Origin of the sequence: Ensifer aridi (assembly GCF_002078505.1) — a bacterium.
GTDB lineage: Bacteria > Pseudomonadota > Alphaproteobacteria > Rhizobiales > Rhizobiaceae > Sinorhizobium > Sinorhizobium aridi.
In genome coordinates, this window is the sequence record NZ_LUAV01000031.1 from 18549 (window position 1) to 37344 (window position 18796).

Sequence of the window (18796 nt, forward strand, 5' to 3'; positions counted from 1 at the left end):
CGTCGCCGGGCCATGCTGTTTGCGGCACTCTAGGCCCAGTAATCGTATTGGAGTTGAATGCTAATCGAGGAACCGTTCGCGACTTGCTGACTGAACTCACCGTTAAACGCGATCGTTCCGTCGGTGAAATCGGCACCGCTGAGTATCACCGCATCGGAATACGGAGTTAAGCTTTCGGTTGTGGAGCTGTTCGGGGCGGCGCCCGCGAAGTCGAACGAATGCGTGTCAATCAAACCTTCAAGGCTCTCGTTTTTCGCGTTCAGGTCGGCTTCTCCGCTCACCGTGACAATGCCATCGAAACCCTCTGAATCGACCGTGAAGAATCCCGAAAACGACCGTTCATCCTCACCGCCGCCGATCTTCTGGAAGCTGAATGAGTCGGTGGCGGTATAGATGTCCGCCGTGCCAGCTATCTGAACGGTCAGCGAATTGGTCGTCGAGCCGCCCTGGCCATCCTCAATCATGTAATTCACGACCAAGCTCAGCGTCTCCCCGACCTTAAGATCGACGGCTCCGCCCGGCTGCAGGTCGGAGTGCGAAGTATCGACCGTCACTATGCCGTCCACTATGCTGACGTAACCAGGAGGAGTCGTGGACGCAGGTCCGCCAGCAACGGAAAAACTCAAGCTGTCAGCGACAACCGAAACCGTTCCGCCATCCGCGTCAGATGCGGTCGCGAGAAGATCAATAGGAGACGCGACGACGTCCTCGGTCAACTCCTTCAAGATCGGCTCGGCACTGGGGGGTTGGTTCGTGTTGGCCCAACTGGCGTCGTAGTCGGCCGGCTCCTGCGTATCCGTGTAGAATTCTCGGGTATGATAGATCGTATCGAGTTTCTTGCCGTTCGTCTGGACAGTCGACCAAGTTTCGGTGTCGAGACCGGTGAGGGTGGCTGCCAAGTCAATTTCAACGCCATTGACCAGCATCTTCGGCGCGGGGTCCGTAATGCTGCTGCCGTCGACAGCGCCAGTCTTGCTTTGTGCCGCTCCGAACAAGCCCGTAAGCGTAAAATCACCGGCGATCACTGAAGCCTTCACGGCCAATGCGTCATCGATCGAGAGGCCAGCCTGATTGGCCAGGAAGCCGATGTAGTCAGCGGCCGCCGCGTCCTTCAGCGCTTCCGTCAGCGCATTGGTGTAGCTGGATGAGAGCTGCCCTTGTGCGGATTGGCTGAGACTGGCGCTGTACCCGTCCGACATGAAGTTTGTTGTGAAAAAAGTCATTTTGCTTACCCCTTTGCCGCATTTGCCGGCGTTTTGATCGACACGCCGCGTTCAGTTTCAAGAAATTCAATCGCTCTCGTCCACCCACGCGTAGCGCGACATGGAGGATCTAAATCAAGGGAACTTCTCAATAGATGCGCGGCTCCTCACCTGACCGACGCGCTGAATCGCCGGCCGAACGACACTTGGTTTTTGGCTTAGCCCGCCGCAGTAGTTTCTAAGTACCGCTTTAGGGATAGGTAATGTGAAATTTATATTTGAGCGCTTTCGACATGTCGTTAGCGCTGCGTCCGAAAAGTTGTCCGCACGTACATTTCGCCATTTAATGGCGTGAACGATTTTCGCGGCGCTGGGCAGCGCACTCCAACGTATTTAACCTGAATCGCTGAGCGTAGTAGAAACCCGCCGAAGCGGGGGGTTCCTTAGACAAGCACGAGGAGGTAGCTCTCGCACTCACAAACTTGCCACAGCCGCCTCCGCTGTCCATCGCAATTCTAATTACAGTTCATCTTGCTCCAGGGTTACCATAAAGGGTGAGCAAGCGGCGTGCAGTCCGACCAACCGCCACGCCTGGTATGATGTCCACCGTTATTCAGGAGCCATTCGCTCCGGAGATCTTCTCTTCGTATCGGTCAGGTCGGCAGCCGTGAAGACGGCTCGCCAGAGCCCCTTTTCGAGGATCAGGTCCGGCGGGCCATTGCCAATATGCGCGCGGTTCTGGCCGCCGCCGGCTGCAGCCTGGACAATGTCGTCAACGTCACCACCTTTCACACCAACCGGCCGAACAGGACACACTGCGGTGGGCGTCAATTGGCTCGCGGGCTTCGACTTCGAGATCAAGGTGATTGCCCGCATTCCTTGAGGATCGGCAACGAACTGGCGGACAGGCGCTGATGCCCCTGAGCGGTTATCGTCCGTAACCGCTTGATTCAGCCTCCAAGATACCGACACGGGGCTTTCATTGCTCAACCGGGTCCACCCGGCGGCATGCCCCTGATGAAGTCGACGAAGGCGCGCAGGGGCGCCGGCACCAGCCGGCGCCCGGGGTAGTAGAGGAAGGGCCCGGAAAAGCTCAGCCACCACGGCTCCAGCACGGGTTCCAGCGCTCCGCTTTCGAAGTGCGAACGCAGCCAGTCTTCGAAGATCGAGACGATGCCAGTTCCGGCAATGGCCGCTGCGATCCCGAGATCCGAGCCGCCGCCCGCCTGCACCACGAGGGACGTGGGCGGGTCGATCGTGACCACCTCGCCGTCGCGCTCGAACTCCCAGGGACTGATCGGCCGGCCGGCGAAACGGCTCCGAATGCAGCTGTGAGACAGCAGGTCGCGCGGATGTTGCGGCCGGCCATGCGCGGCGAGATAGGCCGGCGAGGCGCCGCTCGCATAGCGCTGGATGCGAGGTCCGAGCGGCACCGCGATCATGTCCTGCTGCAACCGCTCGTCGTAGCGGATGCCGGCGTCGCAGCCCGCGGCGATCACATCGACGAAGCTTTCGTCAGTCATGATCTCCAGTCGGGTATCGGGATAGGCAGCGAGGAAGGCGGGGACGATATCCGGCAGCACAAGCCGCGCGGCGCTCACCGGCACGTTCAGTTTCAGCACGCCCGCCGGGCGGTCGCGAAAGCCGCGGGCGAAATCGAGCGCGGCGTTGATCTCGCCGAATGCCGGCCCGAGCCGCTCCATCAGCCCCCGGCCAGCCTCGGTGGGGACTACGCTACGCGTGGTGCGGTTGAGAAGCCTGACGCCGAGTTCCGCCTCGAGGCGCCGCACGGCGTCGCTCAGCGCCGACGCGCTGATGTCGCTCGCCCGAGCCGCCTCCCGGAACCCTGCGGCCCGCGCCACTTTCATGAAGGCGCCCACATCCGCCATGTCGGGCCTGTCACGCTCCATATCCTCCGCCTTTCCAATTGTTCGGGGTGCCGTACAGCCCGTCCGGATACTAGCTGATTGTCCTGCCAATGGAACAGGCTTAACTCCGTCTTCGTGGCTCAAAACGGAGATCAGCGCATGTCCAGTGTTAAGAAATCAGGAACCTTCAAGCTCGGCGACCGCTTGGTGAAGCGCCTCGGCTATGGCGCGATGCAGCTTGCCGGCAAGGGCGCGTTCGGCCCGCCTCATGATCGTGCCGAAGCGGTCGCCGTGCTGCGTGAAGCAGTCGAAAGCGGCGTCAACCATATCGACACCAGCGACTTCTATGGCCCGCACGTCACCAATGAGATCATCCGGGAAGCGCTCCATCCCTACCGTGACGACCTCGTGATCGTCACCAAGGTCGGCGCGAAGCGCGGCCCGGACGCCTCGTGGAATCCTGCGTTTACGAAGGATGAACTGACGCAGGCCGTGCATGACAACCTGCGCAATCTCGGGCTCGACGTGATCGAGGTGGTGAACCTCCGCGCCATGTTCAGCGTGCACGGCCCGGCCGAGGGTTCGATCGAGGAGCCGCTCACCGTGCTGGCCGATCTCAAGCATCAGGGGCTGATCAGGCATATCGGCCTTTCCAACGTGACGTCAAGCCAAGTCGAGGAAGGTCGCAGGATCACGGAGATCGTCTGCGTGCAGAACATGTACAACCTGGCCAACCGCCGCGACGACTCCATGATCGACCGGCTCGCCGTGGAAGGCACCGCCTATGTGCCCTTCTTCCCGCTCGGTGGCTTTTCGCCCCTGCAATCCTCGACGCTGTCGGATGTGGCGGCCCGGCTCGGCGCGACGCCGATGCAGGTGGCGCTCGCCTGGCTGCTGAAGCGCGCGCCAAACATCCTGCTGATCCCCGGCACCTCCTCGCGCGTGCATCTGAGGGAGAACCTCGCCGCCGCCGAAGTCGATCTCCCGGCAGGAGCGATGGCCGAACTCGATGGAATGGTGCCCGCCTGAAGGTGAACCTGCGAATGGACCAAGGCGGCGGGCGACCGCCGCGCCCGCCTTTTGTACCGGCCGAACCTGCGGCAGCGGCGGGGAGACCTCGGGCGGCCATTCTGGACAGTCGCAACAGAAAACTGGACTTTGACCCATGGTCGGTGCCGCCTGTCGTGGGTACCTTGAGGACCCGATCCGCGCCACGATGGACCTCCGAAAGCGAGCGCCGGCATTTCGGACGATCGCAAAGATATGCCGTACCGCCGAGAATGGTTGGCGCGCTCCCAAGCGCTTATCGAAATGCCCGCGTCGGATACAGACACGAGATGGCGGAATGGGACGGCGCGCCGTTTTTTAATGACGCGCGGCCCCAATCGACGGCGAGCGACGCCTCCAGCGCTCGTAGACCAGTAGGAGCAAAGGCATGACACCCGACCAGATCGAACAGACGCTGCAAAAGCTAGCGGAGGGTTTCCGCACTTGGCCTCGCGCGCCGATCCTGCATTGGCCCGACGAAGAGGGGCTGGATTATGAAGAGATCTTCTTCCCGTCCGAGGATGGCATTCCGCTTGAAGGCTGGTTCATCCCCCGGCCCGGCTCCGACAAGATCATCATCGCCAATCACCCGCGCTGGTTCAACCGCGCCGGCCTTCCTTCGCATCTGGAGCCGTGGAAGTCCTTCGGGGCGTCCGCCGGCAATGATTTCGAAGTCAATTTCGTGCCGGACTACAAAATCCTGCACGATGCGGGCTACAATGTGTTGGCCTACGACCTGCGCAATTTCGGGCAGAGCGGCGCTGCGAACGGCGGGGTCTTCTCGGCCGGTCGCTACGAGTCGCGCGACGTAATCGGGTCGCTGAACTACGTCCGCCGCCGCGCAGACACACGCGACATGACGATCGGCCTCTTCAGTCGCTGCGTCGGCTGCAACGCCACGATGTTCGCGATGACGCGGCGGCCCCAAGCCTTCGACGGGGTACGCTGCATGGTCGCGCCGCAGCCTCTGTCGAGCGGCGCCGCGCTTCGGAGGGCGCTCGAGCGCTTCGAGATTCCCGCCCACTACATCGAGGATCTGAACGAACGCATCCGGCTACAGACCAGCTTCACGATCGACCAGTTCTCCCCGGTCCCTTGGGCTCGGAGCATGACGATCCCGACCTTCCTCTATCAGGTCCGCGACGACCTCTACACCACGCCCGACGACATTCAGGCGATGTACAACAATATGCCCGTAGCAGATAAAGAGCTGCACTGGATCGAGGGTACGACGCGGCGATGGGACGGCTATACCTATTTTCAGCGCGAGCCGGCGCAGATGCTGGAATGGTTTGCCCGGTTCATAGCTTGAAAGCGCCATAGCAAGAGGAACGGCTGAAAATGCTGTGTGCCGGGCGGTCCGGCTTTTACGTTCCGGCCAGCGTGAGCGTCGCCTCCGCTGCCGTATGGCTGTTTGGCACCTCGTCGGCTGGCGCGACCTGCCTATTGGAGCCGTGGAGGCCTCTGCCGCGCGCGTGCTGGCGCGGCGAGCAGCCCATCACCCGCTTGAAGGCCGTGCTGAAAGCGCTTTCGGATTCATAGCCGAGCGAGAGAGCGATCACGGAAATGGAATCGGCGCTGTTCTCCAGCCGATCCGCCGCCAGCAACATCCGCCAGCGCGTCAGATACTCCATCGGTGTTTGCCCCACCGCCTCCCTGAACCTGGCGGCAAAGCTCGATCGCGACATGCAGGCGCGCTCGGCCAGCGCCTGCACGGTCCAGCGGTGCGCCGGTTCTTCATGCATCGCCTCGATCGCCGCACTCATCTGCCTGTCTGTTAGCGCATGGAACCAGCCGACGCCGGCCGGCGCCCCTTCCGCAAGATAGGCCCGGAGCGCATGGATCAGCATCATATGGGCAAGATGCTGCGCGATCAGCGCGCCGCCCGGCTGCTGCGCGTGAAGCTCATGCATCATCTGCTCCACCGACCATCGCAGCGCCGTCTGGTCCGGTTCCTTATGGATATGCACGATTGGCGGCAGCGTGCGCAGCAGCCCGGCCGTATGCGGGCCGCTGACGGCGAAGCGGCTGCCGACAAGGAAGAAATCGCCCCCGCCATTGTAGGTGACAACACCGCCGGGCCGAGCCGGCGGGAAGACCGCGCTTGAATCGACAGGCTCCAGCGCGGCATCGCTGGCGAGACGAAAAGGCCGGCCGCTCGGTAGCACGAAGCAATCACCCGCCCGCAGGCGAACGGGCGGATACATCGTCGACGGTGAGCCAACACGCGCCCGAAACGACCGCGTAGCATTTGATGCGGCCCTGCTGGTCGGTGAAGCGGATCGCCCAGTCTCCGCCTGCATCGAAGCCCGCCGACACATAGCTGCGCGGCTTCAGCAGCGACAGGATGTCAGAGAGCGGGTCCATTGGCATCTGGGACGATCCAGCAAAAATCGCGTACTGCGCAGCATAGATCGTATTCTCTCGCTGGACTATCCCTCATCAGCCAAGCCGCCGCGTGGCGGAATCCACCTATCAAGCGAAAGAAGCGACGATGATCGTCATTACCGCTCCCACCAGCCAAATCGGGCGCCAGCTCGTCGAGATCATCGTCGGCAGCGGCGAACCGGTCCGCATGATCGCGCGCGAGCCTTCACGCCTTCCGGCACGCATTCGAGAGCAAGTCGACGTCGTGCAGGGTTCGCACGGGAATCGCGAAGTCGTGCTGAGAGCATTCGCGGGCGCCGACGCCCTGTTCTGGCTCGTTCCTCCCGACCCGGCCGCGGAGAGCCTCGAGGCCGCCTACCTCGATTTCAGCGCTCCGGCCTGCGAGGCTGTTGAGCGCTGCGACGTTCGGCATGTGGTTGGCGTCTCGGCGCTTGGCCGCGGTACTGCGCTTGCCGGTCGTGCCGGGCTCGTCACGGCATCGCTGGCGATGGACGATATGATAGCCGACACGGGCGCCTCCTACCGCGCGCTGGCAAACCCTTCGTTCATGGACAATCTCCTCCGCCAGGCGGCATTGATCCGCGACGAGGGATTGTTCAGCCTGCCCCTCGATGGCAACCGCAGGCATCCTACCTGTGCCACGCGCGACATCGCCGCCGCCGCCGCGAAGCTGCTGCTCGACCGGTCGTGGCGCGGGCGCGCCGACGTGCCGTTGCTGGGTCCGGAGGACCTGTCCTGTAACGACATGGCCGCGATCCTCACCGAAGTGCTGAGGTGGCCGGTGCGGTTCCAGCAGGTCTCCCTCGAAGCCTTCAAGGACGGGCTTGCCGCACGCGGCATGTCGCCGGCTTTCGCCCTGGGCTATGCAGAGATGTTTGCGGCCAAGGATTCCGGTCTCGACGATGCCGAGTCGCGGACGCCCGCGAATTCGACGCCGACCAGCTTCCGGGAGTGGTGCGAGACGGTGCTCAAGCCGACGATCCTCGGCTAGAGCTAGCAGTCCGCCGCCCCAGGCGGAGCGGGGAGGGTCGTTATGCGCAGACCGACGCGCGCTTGAACGGGACAAGATGACCAGATCAGGCCCGTCGCGGCAAAGCCGGCAACCAGTCGTTCAAAGACGGCCGACATTCCGCACACACGGTTTTGATTGGGCCAGCGAGGACGGTGCCTTATAGATGCTCCTGAAGACCGTCGAGGCTCGTGATGGAATGCAGACTGGCTGCGATCGTAGTGGGCGACATCGTCGGCTACACTTGTGAAGCGGGCCGTATATTGCTCAGTTCAAGAGTTATATCTGGCTGCATATTGCACAGCTCGGCGCTCACGTGCTGCAGTTCACTTCCACCGTCAGATGAGCAAGCTCGTGAACATGTGCAAGGCGGGCCTTGTAATGGTCCGGTTCTTTCGGCCGGACTGAGATGAGCGATAGGATCGCCGCGTAATGTCCAGGCCCGACCTGCCAGACGTGGAGATCTGTAATCCTATCGCCCTCGATCTCGATCACCTCGCGGATCTCTCGTTGGATGAGTTCGGCTTCTGGCACCCGGTCCAGCAGGACGCTGCCGGCGTCGTGCAAGAGACCCCACGACCAGCGCGCTATCACCAGAGCGCCTAAAATGCCCATCAACGGGTCGGCCCACAGCCAGCCATAGCTCCTTCCGACGAGCAGCGCGACGATCGCCAGGATCGAGGTCAGAGCGTCGGCGAGAACATGCAGATAGGCTGCGCGGAGGTTGTTGTCCCGGGCATGGCCATCCTGTTGACTGTGTTCGTGTGCGTCATCGTGGGCATGGTGATGGCCATGATGGTCGTACGTCCGGTCGTCCTTCAGCAACCAGGCACTTACAAGATTTACGACCAGGCCGACAGCCGCCACCGCAATTGCCTGTTCGAATTGGATCGAGATCGGATTTGCGAAACGCAGCAGGCTTTCCCAGCCAATAAGGAGAGCGACGAGAGCCAGAACGACAGCGCTTGAGAAGCCTGCGAGATCGCCAAGTTTGCCCGTTCCGAACGTGAAGCGAGGATCGCCGGCATACCGGCGGGCATACGAATAGGCAAGGGCGGTGATGAGCATGGCACCGGCATGCGTGGACATGTGCCATCCGTCGGCAACGAGCGCTAACGAGCCGTACACCGTGCCGGCGGAGATTTCGATCACCATCATGGTGGCGGTCAGCACAATGACGAGCCAGACCTTCCTCTCGTTACGCCGATGGTCAGCGCCGAGGAACACATGGTCGTGGTACAGACCCGAGGTGGATGAAGCCATGGGATTTCCCTGCCAAACTCACTTCAAATAGGTGCGGATGACCTCGATCATCTCCTCGGCCCCGTCCCGGCGGTCCGCCTCGGTCTCGACGTTAAGGACATGGCCCCGCAGGTGATCCTCCATCAGTTCCGCCGTCAACCCACTCATCGCACCTCGTATGGATGCGAGCTGCCGTAACACCTCACCGCAGGGTACTTCCGCTGCCAGAGCCTTTTCGACGCCATCGAGCTGCCCCTTCAGGCGCCGAACACGCGCAATGAGTTTTTCTTTTTGTCGGATGGTGTGGCCCATGGTTCAGTCCCGGTAATATAACCCTCTATACTACAGTGGGAGATGAAGGAAAAGCCTTGCAGCCGGACGAGGCGCGCTTGAACTGGCAGGTCGACGGAAAAGGATAGAGATCAGTATGAACGGCCTCGGCGCCGCCGCGAAACCGACACGCCGAGACTTTCCGAGCTATTCAAACGCGACGAGCGGCATCACGGTCAACTCAAGACGGGTCCACGCGGGCGATGCGGGCGGCGACAACTCTCCGGCATCGAGACTTTGTTGGCTCGGGCCGCAAGGATGCGTTCGTCGGAAGAGGATGCGCCGATTCCTGGCTCCATGGATGCTAAGCAGCTTTCGGCGCCCAGCTTGCGAATGGGTCCGGCAGATTGCGCCAGAGCTCGGGCGCAAACACCCGGCTATCGATGAGGCAAGCATCGAGCTCCGCCCGGATCCTCCACTCATCCATCGGGTCGGCGCCGATGAAGACGATCTCCTGCCGACGGTCGCCCCAGATCGGATCGAGATAGGGCCTCAGCATTTTCACGAAGCCGGCATCCTGCGGCCATTGCTCCCGCGGCACGGAGGACCACCACAGACCCATCTTGCCCGTCCTCACGAGAGCGCCCGCCTGGCTGATTTCACCGACGTGGTGTGGCCGCGTCGCCAGCCAGAAGAACCCCTTGGCGCGCACGACGCCCGGCCACGACTTGTCGATGAAGGCCTGGAACCGCATGGGATCGAAAGGCTTCCTCGCCCGATAGACGAAGGAGCGAATGCCGTATTCTTCCGTTTCAGGGATGTGGTCCTTGAATCCGTGCAGTTCCTTGAACCAGAGGGGATGCGTCTCGGCTTTGGCGAAGTTGAAGCGGCCGGTACCCAGAACCTCCTTGAGGTCGACCTTGCCGAAGTCGGCTTCGATCAGCTTGGCGTCGGGATTCAGGCCAACGATGATTTTGCGCGCCGCGTCGCGTTCTTCCGGCGTGGCCGTGCCGATCTTGTTGAGGATCATGACGTCGGCGAACTCGATCTGCTCGACCAGGAGATCGACGATGGTGCGGGTGTCGCCGTCGCCGGCCGTCTCGCCGCCGTCGGACAGGAAATCCGCCGAGCTGTAGTCTTTCAGCAGGTTTGCGGCGTCGACAACCGTCACCATCGTGTCGAGCCTTGCCACGTCCGACAGGCTTTGCCCGCTCTCGTCGCGGAAATCGAAGGTTGCGGCCACCGGGAGCGGTTCGGCGATGCCGGTCGATTCAATCAACAGGTAATCGAACCGGCCCTGTTCGGCTAGCGCGCGGACTTCCTTCAGCAGGTCGTCGCGCAGCGTGCAACAGATGCAGCCGTTGGTCATCTCGACGAGCTGCTCTTGCGTGCGCGAAAGATTGGCGCCGCCGTCGCGCACGAGCGCGGCGTCGATATTGACCTCACTCATGTCGTTGACGATGAGCGCGACGCGCATACCCTGTCGATTGGCAAGGATGTGGTTGAGGAGCGTGGTCTTGCCGGCGCCAAGGAAGCCGGAGAGAACGGTGACGGGAAGTTTGTTCGTCAATTCAAGATTCCTGTTTAACATCGATCGGGGTGTTCCGACTGGATCAATGGCAATCGGCACAGAGGCCGTGGACTTCAATCGTCGTGGTCCTGATCTTAAAGCCGCTGCTTCGCGCATGTCTGGTCAACGCGTCTTCGATTTTTGTGTCGTGGAATTCGTTGACCTTTCCGCAGGCCTCGCAGATCTCGAAGGCGGTGATCCGCGGATGGATTTGCCCGCGTAGCGAGTGACAGCAGACGACAAAAGCGTTCATGCTTTCCAGACGGTGGACTCGGCCGGTTTTCAGCAGCCTGTCGAGCGCTCGATAGACCTGGAGCGGCGCCTTTAGGCCGTGTTCACGCAGACGGTCGAGGATACTGTAGGCGCTGAGCGGTTGCGCGGACGATTGCAACACCGCGAGCACGAGGCTCTGGTTCTTCGTCAGCTTCAGCGCGTCAGCATGGGTGGTCTGCGGCATTCTTCTCTCCCGAACAGGTTGTCCAAGTGGTCCGGAACTGACGCCCAGTTCCGGACCACGGCATCATCGCTTCAGTGCGATGCGCCCGAACCACCGATAGCGACGATCGAGAACGGCTGGCCTTCGACTGCGATGGTGCGTGTCTCTTTAAGGGTTTCGGCATCGATGACCCGGACAAGCGAGTGCCGCGGGTCGGTGATGGCGATCTGGCCATCGGCCACGGCCAGACGTGGACGGGGGTCGCGCCAATGGCCATCCTTGCTATAGGGCTCGGTCACCTTGCCCTTGCGAACGATCTCGCCCTTGACCACGTCCAGCACGTGAAGATCGCCGTCCTCCGTCAGGATGTAGGCATTGCGTGGCGTCGCAGGGTCAAGGCGGAAATCGACCCTGCGGGTCGGAAGCTCAACCAGCCGGTAGGGTTGCTTGCTGTCCGGGTCGATGAGCACGACCTTGTCCTCGCCGTAGTTACCGAGGAAGAACTGCATCGCCTTGCCGCCCAACAGGGTTCCCGTATGGCCCTTCGGGAAATCCGCGGGATAGGGAAGCATTTCCAGCTTCGGCCCATCGATACCGCCAGGGCGCGCAATGAGGATACCCTCTTTGCAGCCAAAGGCGACGAGGCGCGCGGAGGTCGCCTCACCATGAAGGTCGGTGCATTTGGCTATGTCGCCGACCTGGTGGCCGTTTTCATCGATGACACGCAGACCGACGCGCGGGGGCAACTCATCCGGCTTAGTCTCAACCTCAGTATTGGGCACAGATACCAGCACGTAGCGTCCTAAGGTGACTGCAACACCGTGATGGGGCTTGGTTGCATCGACCGTGCGGACCTCGGCCTTGCCCTCGAGCAACGCCGCTTCATCGACAATGTCGGCTTTGCCATCACGGTCATAAAACAGGATTGCGTGGTCGTCGTGCGGAACGACATGGACCGGGCGCTTGCCCTCGAAGGTTACCGGGATAAGCGCAACATCCGACACACCGAGGTCGCGATGCTCACCATGATCGGAAAACACAATTCCAGTCTTGATGACATGCACGACGTCATGATCCGACTGCGTCGCGAACACCGTCTGTCCGGATGCGCTCGCCGTGAGCGCCGCATAGCCTTTCACGTCGTAGCGGCCGAGTTCCTTGCCCTCAGAAAAGTCGATGGCTCGAACGACTGGGTGCGTGTGATCGGCGACGAAGATCCGCCAAACCTCTTGCGTTTCGTGGTCTTCGGCGAGCGCGCCCTGGGCCGCAAACACGAGGGTCGCGGCCACTGCCGTCAGTAGGCGGCTTCGAGTGAGAGACAATCTCATTGGGTTTCTTCCTTTACTGAAACTGTTGTGATTGGAGGGCTTGCGCGAAGCTACTCGGCGGCTTCTCGCGTCGCGCGGCAATTGCAAAAGCCGTGGCTGATGATGTCCTTCGGAAGGTTGCGTCCGATGAAGACGAGGCGAGTTATCCGCTCTTCACCGGTTTTCCATGGACGTTGATGATCGCCTTCCATCAGCATGTGCACGCCCTGGACGACGTACCTGTCGTCGTCTCCGGCAAACGAGACGATCCCCTTCATTCGCAGCATGTCAGTGCCGAAGCGCTGGACTGTGGTCTGGAGCCAATTGAAGAACTTGGTCGGATCCATCGGCTCCCGCTCGACGAGTGAGAAGCTCGTCACATGATCGTCGTGATCATGCTCATGTTCCTCATCGAGGAAGTCGGGCTCCACTTCGAGAATGCGATCGAGATCGAAGGCCTTGCGATCCAACAAGCTGGCAATATCGAGATTGCAGCGTTCGGAGCGCAGAATGCTGGCTGTCGGATTGATGCGCCGAATCCGCTCTTCGACGGAGGTTATCGCCGCCTCCGCTACGAGATCGATCTTGTTGAGGATGATGGTGTCGGCGAATGCCAGTTGTTCCTGGGCCTCGTGCGCCCGGTCGATCTCGCCGAGCAGGTGCCTGGCATCGACAACGGTGATGATCGAATCGAGGCGTGTCTTTGACCGAACGTCCTCATCGACGAAGAAGGTCTGCGCCACGGGCGCGGGGTCTGCGAGGCCGGTGGTCTCAATGAGTATGCCGTCGAAGCGGTCGCGGCGACGCATCAGCGTTTCGATGATGCGGATAAGGTCGCCGCGCACCGTGCAGCAAATGCAGCCATTGTTCATTTCAAAGACTTCTTCGTCCGCATCGACGATGAGATCGTTGTCGATGCCGACCTCGCCGAACTCGTTGACGATGACGGCGAACTTCTTTCCGTGCGGCTCCGACAGGATGCGGTTCAGAAGCGTGGTTTTGCCCGCGCCAAGATAGCCCGTGAGCACTGTGACAGGGGTTGGCTCGCTCTGCTTCGGCATAGTTGATCTCCTCAATTAACGGGCTCTGACACCGCCGACCGGGTTTCCCGTCGGGCTTAGTTCACGTGTCTTGAGATACGTTATTACGTAACATTTCATTTGACGAACGTAATAACATTACATATGCAGTCGCTGTCAATCCCAGAGGACGCGATGACCGACATTTGCCTAGAATTCAAAAATCTGACGCTCGGCTACCAAGGCCATGCTGCTGTTCACCACCTGAGGGGCACTGCCGAGCGCGGTGTTCTGACTGCGATCGTCGGCGCCAATGGATCAGGCAAGTCGACCCTGATGAAGGGGATCGCCGGCATCCTGAAGCCGATCAGCGGCACCTGCGAGCAGCACTTCGGGCGGCTGGCCTATCTTCCGCAGCAATCGGAATTGGACCGGACCTTTCCAGCGCGCGTTGTCGACCTAGTATCCCTTGGCTTCTGGCAGGACCGGGGATTCCTAGGCCGCATTACCGGCAAGGACAGGGCGAAACTTGCGGGGTGCCTCGATGTCGTCGGACTGACCGGCTTTGAGAAGCGCCCTCTCGACAGTCTGTCCGGGGGGCAAATGCAGCGCGCTCTATTTGCGCGGACGATGCTCCAGGATGCCGATCTGATCCTGCTGGACGAGCCCTTTAATGCAGTCGACGGGCGGACGATCCAAGATCTGATTCGTCTGATCAAGAAGTGGGCCGCGCAGCGGCGCACGGTGCTTTGCGTACTCCACGATCATGCGCTTGTGCGCGAGCATTTTCCGCGCACGCTGCTGATTGCCCGCAAGCTGGTGGCCTGGGGGCCGACATCGGATGTCCTGACCTCGGAGAACCTGTCGCGTGCACGGAACTTCCAGGAAGCATGGGACGAGAACGCCGGTTGGTGCGAGGACGAGCGGCCGGGTTTCAGTCCCACTCACGAGCCGGACGCTGGTCGTAAGCAAAGGGTTGCCGCCAATGTATGACAGTTTGCTCGGCCCCTTCCTGCAATACGGCTTCATGCAGCGGGCGCTGCTTGGTTCTGTGGTTCTTTCCGTCAGTTGCGCGCCCGTTGGCGTGTTTCTGATGCTTCGACGCATGAGCCTCACCGGTGATGCAATGTCGCACGCCATCCTGCCAGGGGCCGCACTCGGCTTTCTCCTCTTCGGGCTCGACATCCTGCCAATGACGATAGGTGGGCTGGTGGTTGGCCTGGTTGTTGCACTCGGCTCCGGGCTGGTGTCGCGCTTCACGGTCCAGAAGGAGGATGCCTCGATGGCCGCCTTCTACCTGATCTCACTGGCCGCGGGTGTTCTTCTGGTTTCATGGCGTGGGTCGAGCGTCGATCTGATGCATGTGCTGTTCGGCTCCGTACTCGCCCTGAATGACGAGGCGATCGGCTTGATCGTAAGCATCGCCGCAGTCACCTTCCTCGCCTTCGGGCTTTGCTGGCGCGCGCTCGTGGCCGAATGCCTCGATCCTCTCTTCTTGCGATCGGTCAGCCGGTTCGGCGGGCCAGTCCACTTGCTGTTCCTGGTGTTGGTGGTGCTTAATCTCGTCGGCGGATTTCAGGCGCTGGGCACGCTGCTGTCCGTCGGTCTGATGATGCTGCCGGCGGTGGCAGCCCGCTTCTGGTCAAACGATGTCCGCACCTTGTGCCTGATCGCCATCGTCATCGCCGTGGTTTCGTCGCTCGGCGGCCTCCTCCTTTCCTATCACGCATCGATGCCGTCCGGACCGGCCATCATCATGGCCGCCGGGGGCGCATACATCCTGTCTACTATCTTCGGCCGAAGAGGCGTGCTGGCGAGCGCGCTGCCGTCGCGCCGCCATAGATCTGCCTGATCAACAGAAGGAGACTTCCATGTTCACGACACTACGCCTCGCAACCTATGCCAGCCTTCTGACCCTTGGCGGCCTCGCGTCCAGCGCGTCTGCTGCCAATCTAAAGGTCGTCGCCAGCTTCTCCATCATCGCCGATTTCGCGAAGAACGTGGGCGGCGATCGGGTTGAAATCTCGACGCTGGTACCGGTTGACGGCGACGCCCACGTCTACGAACCGCGCCCGGCCGATGCGGCCGCCCTGGAGCGCGCCGATGTCATTCTGGTCAACGGTCTTCAGTTCGAAGGCTTCATGTCGCGCCTGGTCGAGACGAGTGGCACCAAGGCTCCCGTCGTCGAGGTGAGCAAGGGCATCGAACCACTGAAGACTGCGGAGGAAGAGCATGCTCATCACGAAGGCGAGGAGCATGCGAAGGCCGAAGAACATGTCAACACCAGCGACGACCATGGCCATGAAGGTCATCACCATCATGGCGAGTTCGATCCGCACGCTTGGCAGTCGATCCACAATGCCAGAATCTACGTGAAGAACATCGCCGACGCCTTCTGCCAAGCCGACAAGGCTGGTTGCGCGACATACACGGCCAACTCGGAAGCCTATCGCGCCAAGCTCGGCGAGTTGGAGACGGAGGTGAACGCCGCAATCGACGCCATTCCGCAGGACAAGCGCACCATCATCACCTCGCATGATGCGTTCGGCTATTTCGAGCACGACTACGGTCTTAAGTTCATCGCACCTGAGGGCGTCTCGACGGAAGCGGAAGCATCCGCCGCCGACGTCGCCCGGCTCGTCGATCAGGTGAAGGAGGACAAGGCCTCGGCAATCTTTGTCGAGAGCATCACCAATCCCCGCCTCGTCGACCAGATCGCGAGCGAAACCGGTCTGAAGGTCGGCGGGACGCTCTATTCCGACGCGCTCTCCAGCCAAGAGGGTCCGGCATCCACCTACATCGACATGTTCCGCTACAACGTGAACACCATCAAGGCTGCCATTCTCGGAAGCTAACCCGAGGGCCTGCCCGGCGCCGGTCGGGCAAGCCCGTTGAACACCCGTGTGAACCAATGTGGGACGCGATCGCGACATGATTGCCGGACTGTTCAAGCGGCGCAATGCGGTGCCCGAGAGATCGGAGAAGTGCATGAGGCGGATCTACGACCCGGTGCCCGTGACACTGCTCACCGGCTTTCTCGGTTCGGGCAAGACGACATTGCTGAACGAGATTCTTGCAGATCCCCGGATGGCAGGCGCCGCGGTTATCATCAACGAGTTCGGCACGATCCCGATCGATCACCACCTGGTGCGCAGCGGTTCTGAAAGCTATTTCCGCACCACGAGCGGCTGTATCTGCTGCACGGCGACGAGCGACATCTGCATATCCTTGCACGAACTGCACGAGGCACGGCTCCGAGGCGAAATTCCGCCGGTTTCGCGCGTCATCGTCGAGACCACCGGACTCGCCGATCCCGCCCCGATCATCAACAGCCTCATTCCCGGAGGCGTACCTGCCGTGGGACTGAGGGACCATGTCGTCGCGGCTCACTTCTACCTCGCTGAGGTCATCACTGCTTTCGACGTCATGAACGGCCGCGCAACTCTTGATAGTTTCCTCGAAGGTTGGAAGCAGCTTGCCTTCGCCGATCACGTCATTCTGACGAAAACCGATGTCATTGGCGATGGTCGCGATTGGGCCGGGGAGCTCGGCGCGTTTAACCCGGCCGCCCAGTATCATGACCGCCATGGCCCGGGTTTTGAGCTAGCGGCTTTGTTCGGCAACCGTGCCTATTCTCTTAACGGCAAGGGCGAAGACGTGGGCGGCTGGCTTGCGATCGAGGCCCTCGCATCCCACCCCGACCATAAGCATGATCCCAACCGCCATGGTGACGGGATCCAGGCGTTCAGTCTCACTCATGATCTTCCGCTCGAGCGGCATGCGGTTGAAATCTTCCTTCAGATCGTGACGAGCAATATCGAATCCGGCCTGCTGCGACTGAAGGGCATATTCGCACTTTCCGACGCTCCGGATCGCCCGATGATTGCGCACGCGGTGCAACACCGGCTCTATCCCTCCCAGCGTCTGGAAGGGTGGCCAAACGACGATCGTCGCACCCGCGTCGTTCTGATCGGGCAGGACATGCCCGCAAAGCCGATCCGCGACCTTTTTGACGTGTTGGCACCGCGTTCGTCCAGGAAGCAGCGGAGGTCGGCATGAGCAGTCCGTTCGTCAACCCTCTCGCACGTGGCACGCCTGGCGTCGTCAATAGCGTGCGTGTGATCAAACAATGGACGCGCGAGGTCCTCAAGCTGGACGACGACGCCATCGTCTGCGTCAACGAACTTGCCTGTCATCTGCCGGGCTGCCCCCCAAAGGAGACCGTCGTTCTCGTCATGCAGGGATCTGGATCAACCATGCAGGCATCGCTTCACAAGCCAATGAAGGACATCGTCATCGAGGATATTGCGAGCGCGTTTCGCGGCGGGGGGTAAATTGAGGTTTGCGGGAGCAGGTCCAACCGTAGCGGACACTCGGCTCTGCTAGCGGCGAAATGTATTCATGGGAGCGTACGCGAAATAGTTCGGCGAGGCTTTGTTCGTGCTTGCCGAACGTCGAACCCCGGTGTGGCTGCATGACCAGGAGGTAGGCGAGCACTTCGTCTCCGATCGCTTGGCCGATGTCATGGTCAGTCTGACGGTGGAATACCTTGATCCGTTCTTAAGTGAGTCCCATCGGTGCGATAATAGGAACGACCGTTCCGGAGGAAGGCCGAAGACGGAGACCAATGCTGGCCTATTCGCCCATCCTTGGCGCCGCGCCTCGGCGCAAGGCGGTGACGCAACCGCAATTCGCGCCTGCGAGGGAGCTCGCCTGCCGATCTGCCCGTTCCGGAATCACACGGGCTGACGCGCAAGATGATCGCGCGGTGACACTCAGTTCCTACGGCCAGCTTCTGCCGACCAGGATTGCCAGCTTCAAATCTGTTGTCGACTATCGAGACGAGACCTTCGCCGCGTTGAGCGGCCCGATAAGAGAGACATTATCCAAAGATGATCCTTTCGAAATCCTCCCAGCTCTCATCCATGGCAAAGGCCGCGGAAATGTAGGGAATGCCAATGTGGCCGTAGCGGACAGACAACTGCCTTTCCGCAGTCTCTTCGTCGACGCCCGCGATCTGTTGAAGATAGATCATGGAGGCTAGTCCTGTTCTGTCGGCTCCCGCCTGGCAGTGAATGAGGATCGGTTTTGGGGCATCCTGCAGCAAAGCAACCAGTTGTCGCACCTCATCTGATGAAACCTTCTTGGAGGCCGACAGCCGGAAATCGATATGAGCAATGCCGGCTCGATTGGCAGCGTCGACTTCCTGCCGGTACCAGCCTTCCTTGCTCTTGCCGCGCAGATTCACAATCGTCTTGATCGCGTATTGCCGTGCATAGGTCGCGATGTCGGCAGCCGACGGCTGTGCCGATCGGTAAAGCTCCCTCGGCAGCACCTCGTGGAAATTGCCCGTAAGTTGCAGAACGCCTAGAAAGCCGCCGAAAAGCAGGGCGGCCGCGCCGGCGGCACCTGCCAGCAAATTTGAAAAGTTCTTCATG

General features: G+C 61.1%; 18 protein-coding genes and 1 pseudogene. 9 read left to right on the plus strand and 10 right to left on the minus strand.

Features of this window, described 5'->3' with window-relative positions:
- Nucleotides 1-29: 29 nt before the first annotated feature.
- On the minus strand, nucleotides 30-1223 hold the full coding sequence (locus tag AYK65_RS22210) for a hypothetical protein (RefSeq protein WP_081160810.1): 1194 nt from the start codon (nucleotides 1221-1223) through the stop codon (nucleotides 30-32).
- Between the two features lie 646 nt (nucleotides 1224-1869).
- On the opposite strand from AYK65_RS22210, the gene AYK65_RS33965 reads away from it, so the two are divergent.
- Nucleotides 1870-2085, plus strand: coding sequence for a RidA family protein (locus tag AYK65_RS33965; protein WP_420810262.1), 216 nt, complete (start codon nucleotides 1870-1872; stop codon nucleotides 2083-2085).
- 103 nt (nucleotides 2086-2188) lie between these two features.
- On the opposite strand, the gene AYK65_RS22220 is transcribed toward AYK65_RS33965, so the two are convergent.
- Nucleotides 2189-3112, minus strand: coding sequence for a LysR family transcriptional regulator (locus AYK65_RS22220; RefSeq protein WP_081160813.1), 924 nt, complete (start codon nucleotides 3110-3112; stop codon nucleotides 2189-2191).
- A gap of 117 nt (nucleotides 3113-3229) precedes the next feature.
- Between AYK65_RS22220 and AYK65_RS22225 the strand changes: the two genes are divergently transcribed.
- On the plus strand, nucleotides 3230-4099 hold the full coding sequence (locus AYK65_RS22225; RefSeq protein ID WP_081160815.1) for an aldo/keto reductase family oxidoreductase: 870 nt from the start codon (nucleotides 3230-3232) through the stop codon (nucleotides 4097-4099).
- Between the two features lie 406 nt (nucleotides 4100-4505).
- Nucleotides 4506-5429, plus strand: a complete 924-nt coding sequence (locus AYK65_RS33260; protein WP_081160818.1) for an alpha/beta hydrolase — start codon at nucleotides 4506-4508, stop codon at nucleotides 5427-5429.
- A gap of 55 nt (nucleotides 5430-5484) precedes the next feature.
- On the opposite strand, the pseudogene AYK65_RS33970 reads toward AYK65_RS33260, so the two are convergent.
- Nucleotides 5485-6484 (minus strand): annotated as a pseudogene (locus tag AYK65_RS33970) (AraC family transcriptional regulator).
- A gap of 127 nt (nucleotides 6485-6611) precedes the next feature.
- On the opposite strand from AYK65_RS33970, the gene AYK65_RS22240 reads away from it, so the two are divergent.
- Nucleotides 6612-7496, plus strand: a complete 885-nt coding sequence (locus AYK65_RS22240) for an NAD(P)H-binding protein (RefSeq protein WP_081160890.1) — start codon at nucleotides 6612-6614, stop codon at nucleotides 7494-7496.
- A 330-nt stretch (nucleotides 7497-7826) separates the two neighbouring features.
- On the opposite strand, the gene dmeF is transcribed toward AYK65_RS22240, so the two are convergent.
- The 6 genes from dmeF to AYK65_RS22270 all read right to left on the minus strand — a co-directional run bounded on the left by dmeF (nucleotide 7827) and on the right by AYK65_RS22270 (nucleotide 13400).
- On the minus strand, nucleotides 7827-8777 hold the full coding sequence (gene dmeF, locus AYK65_RS22245; protein ID WP_081160820.1) for a CDF family Co(II)/Ni(II) efflux transporter DmeF: 951 nt from the start codon (nucleotides 8775-8777) through the stop codon (nucleotides 7827-7829).
- An 18-nt stretch (nucleotides 8778-8795) separates the two neighbouring features.
- Nucleotides 8796-9068 carry a metal/formaldehyde-sensitive transcriptional repressor gene (locus AYK65_RS22250; RefSeq protein ID WP_081160823.1) on the minus strand — a complete coding sequence of 91 codons (273 nt, stop codon included), beginning with the start codon at nucleotides 9066-9068 and terminating at the stop codon, nucleotides 8796-8798.
- A 322-nt stretch (nucleotides 9069-9390) separates the two neighbouring features.
- A complete protein-coding gene (zigA, locus tag AYK65_RS22255; RefSeq protein ID WP_081160892.1) occupies nucleotides 9391-10596 on the minus strand; it encodes a zinc metallochaperone GTPase ZigA in 1206 nt (401 codons plus the stop codon).
- A gap of 43 nt (nucleotides 10597-10639) precedes the next feature.
- Nucleotides 10640-11053: a Fur family transcriptional regulator gene (locus AYK65_RS22260; protein ID WP_081160825.1), complete on the minus strand. Its 414-nt coding sequence runs from the start codon at nucleotides 11051-11053 to the stop codon at nucleotides 10640-10642.
- 71 nt (nucleotides 11054-11124) lie between these two features.
- The gene (gene aztD, locus AYK65_RS22265) at nucleotides 11125-12360 is read right to left on the minus strand and encodes a zinc metallochaperone AztD (RefSeq protein WP_081160828.1); all 1236 of its coding nucleotides are present in this window, start codon (nucleotides 12358-12360) and stop codon (nucleotides 11125-11127) included.
- 50 nt (nucleotides 12361-12410) lie between these two features.
- Nucleotides 12411-13400 (minus strand): CobW family GTP-binding protein, encoded by a 990-nt coding sequence (locus AYK65_RS22270; protein ID WP_081160831.1) that lies wholly within the window; start codon nucleotides 13398-13400, stop codon nucleotides 12411-12413.
- Nucleotides 13401-13553: 153 nt separating this feature from the next.
- Between AYK65_RS22270 and aztA the strand changes: the two genes are divergently transcribed.
- From aztA to AYK65_RS22295, 5 genes are all read left to right on the plus strand, one after another.
- Nucleotides 13554-14351: a zinc ABC transporter ATP-binding protein AztA gene (gene aztA, locus AYK65_RS22275; protein WP_081160833.1), complete on the plus strand. Its 798-nt coding sequence runs from the start codon at nucleotides 13554-13556 to the stop codon at nucleotides 14349-14351.
- A complete protein-coding gene (aztB, locus tag AYK65_RS22280; protein ID WP_081160836.1) occupies nucleotides 14344-15210 on the plus strand; it encodes a zinc ABC transporter permease AztB in 867 nt (288 codons plus the stop codon). Before aztA ends, aztB begins: the two co-directional genes overlap by 8 nt.
- Before the next feature lie 19 nt (nucleotides 15211-15229).
- On the plus strand, nucleotides 15230-16213 hold the full coding sequence (gene aztC, locus AYK65_RS22285; protein ID WP_081160839.1) for a zinc ABC transporter substrate-binding protein AztC: 984 nt from the start codon (nucleotides 15230-15232) through the stop codon (nucleotides 16211-16213).
- A 133-nt stretch (nucleotides 16214-16346) separates the two neighbouring features.
- The gene (locus tag AYK65_RS22290; protein WP_081160895.1) at nucleotides 16347-17417 is read left to right on the plus strand and encodes a CobW family GTP-binding protein; all 1071 of its coding nucleotides are present in this window, start codon (nucleotides 16347-16349) and stop codon (nucleotides 17415-17417) included.
- Nucleotides 17414-17692 (plus strand): hypothetical protein, encoded by a 279-nt coding sequence (locus tag AYK65_RS22295; RefSeq protein WP_081160841.1) that lies wholly within the window; start codon nucleotides 17414-17416, stop codon nucleotides 17690-17692. Before AYK65_RS22290 ends, AYK65_RS22295 begins: the two co-directional genes overlap by 4 nt.
- Before the next feature lie 548 nt (nucleotides 17693-18240).
- On the opposite strand, the gene AYK65_RS22300 is transcribed toward AYK65_RS22295, so the two are convergent.
- The gene (locus AYK65_RS22300; protein WP_081160897.1) at nucleotides 18241-18795 is read right to left on the minus strand and encodes a dual specificity protein phosphatase family protein; all 555 of its coding nucleotides are present in this window, start codon (nucleotides 18793-18795) and stop codon (nucleotides 18241-18243) included.
- Nucleotide 18796: the final 1 nt, after the last annotated feature.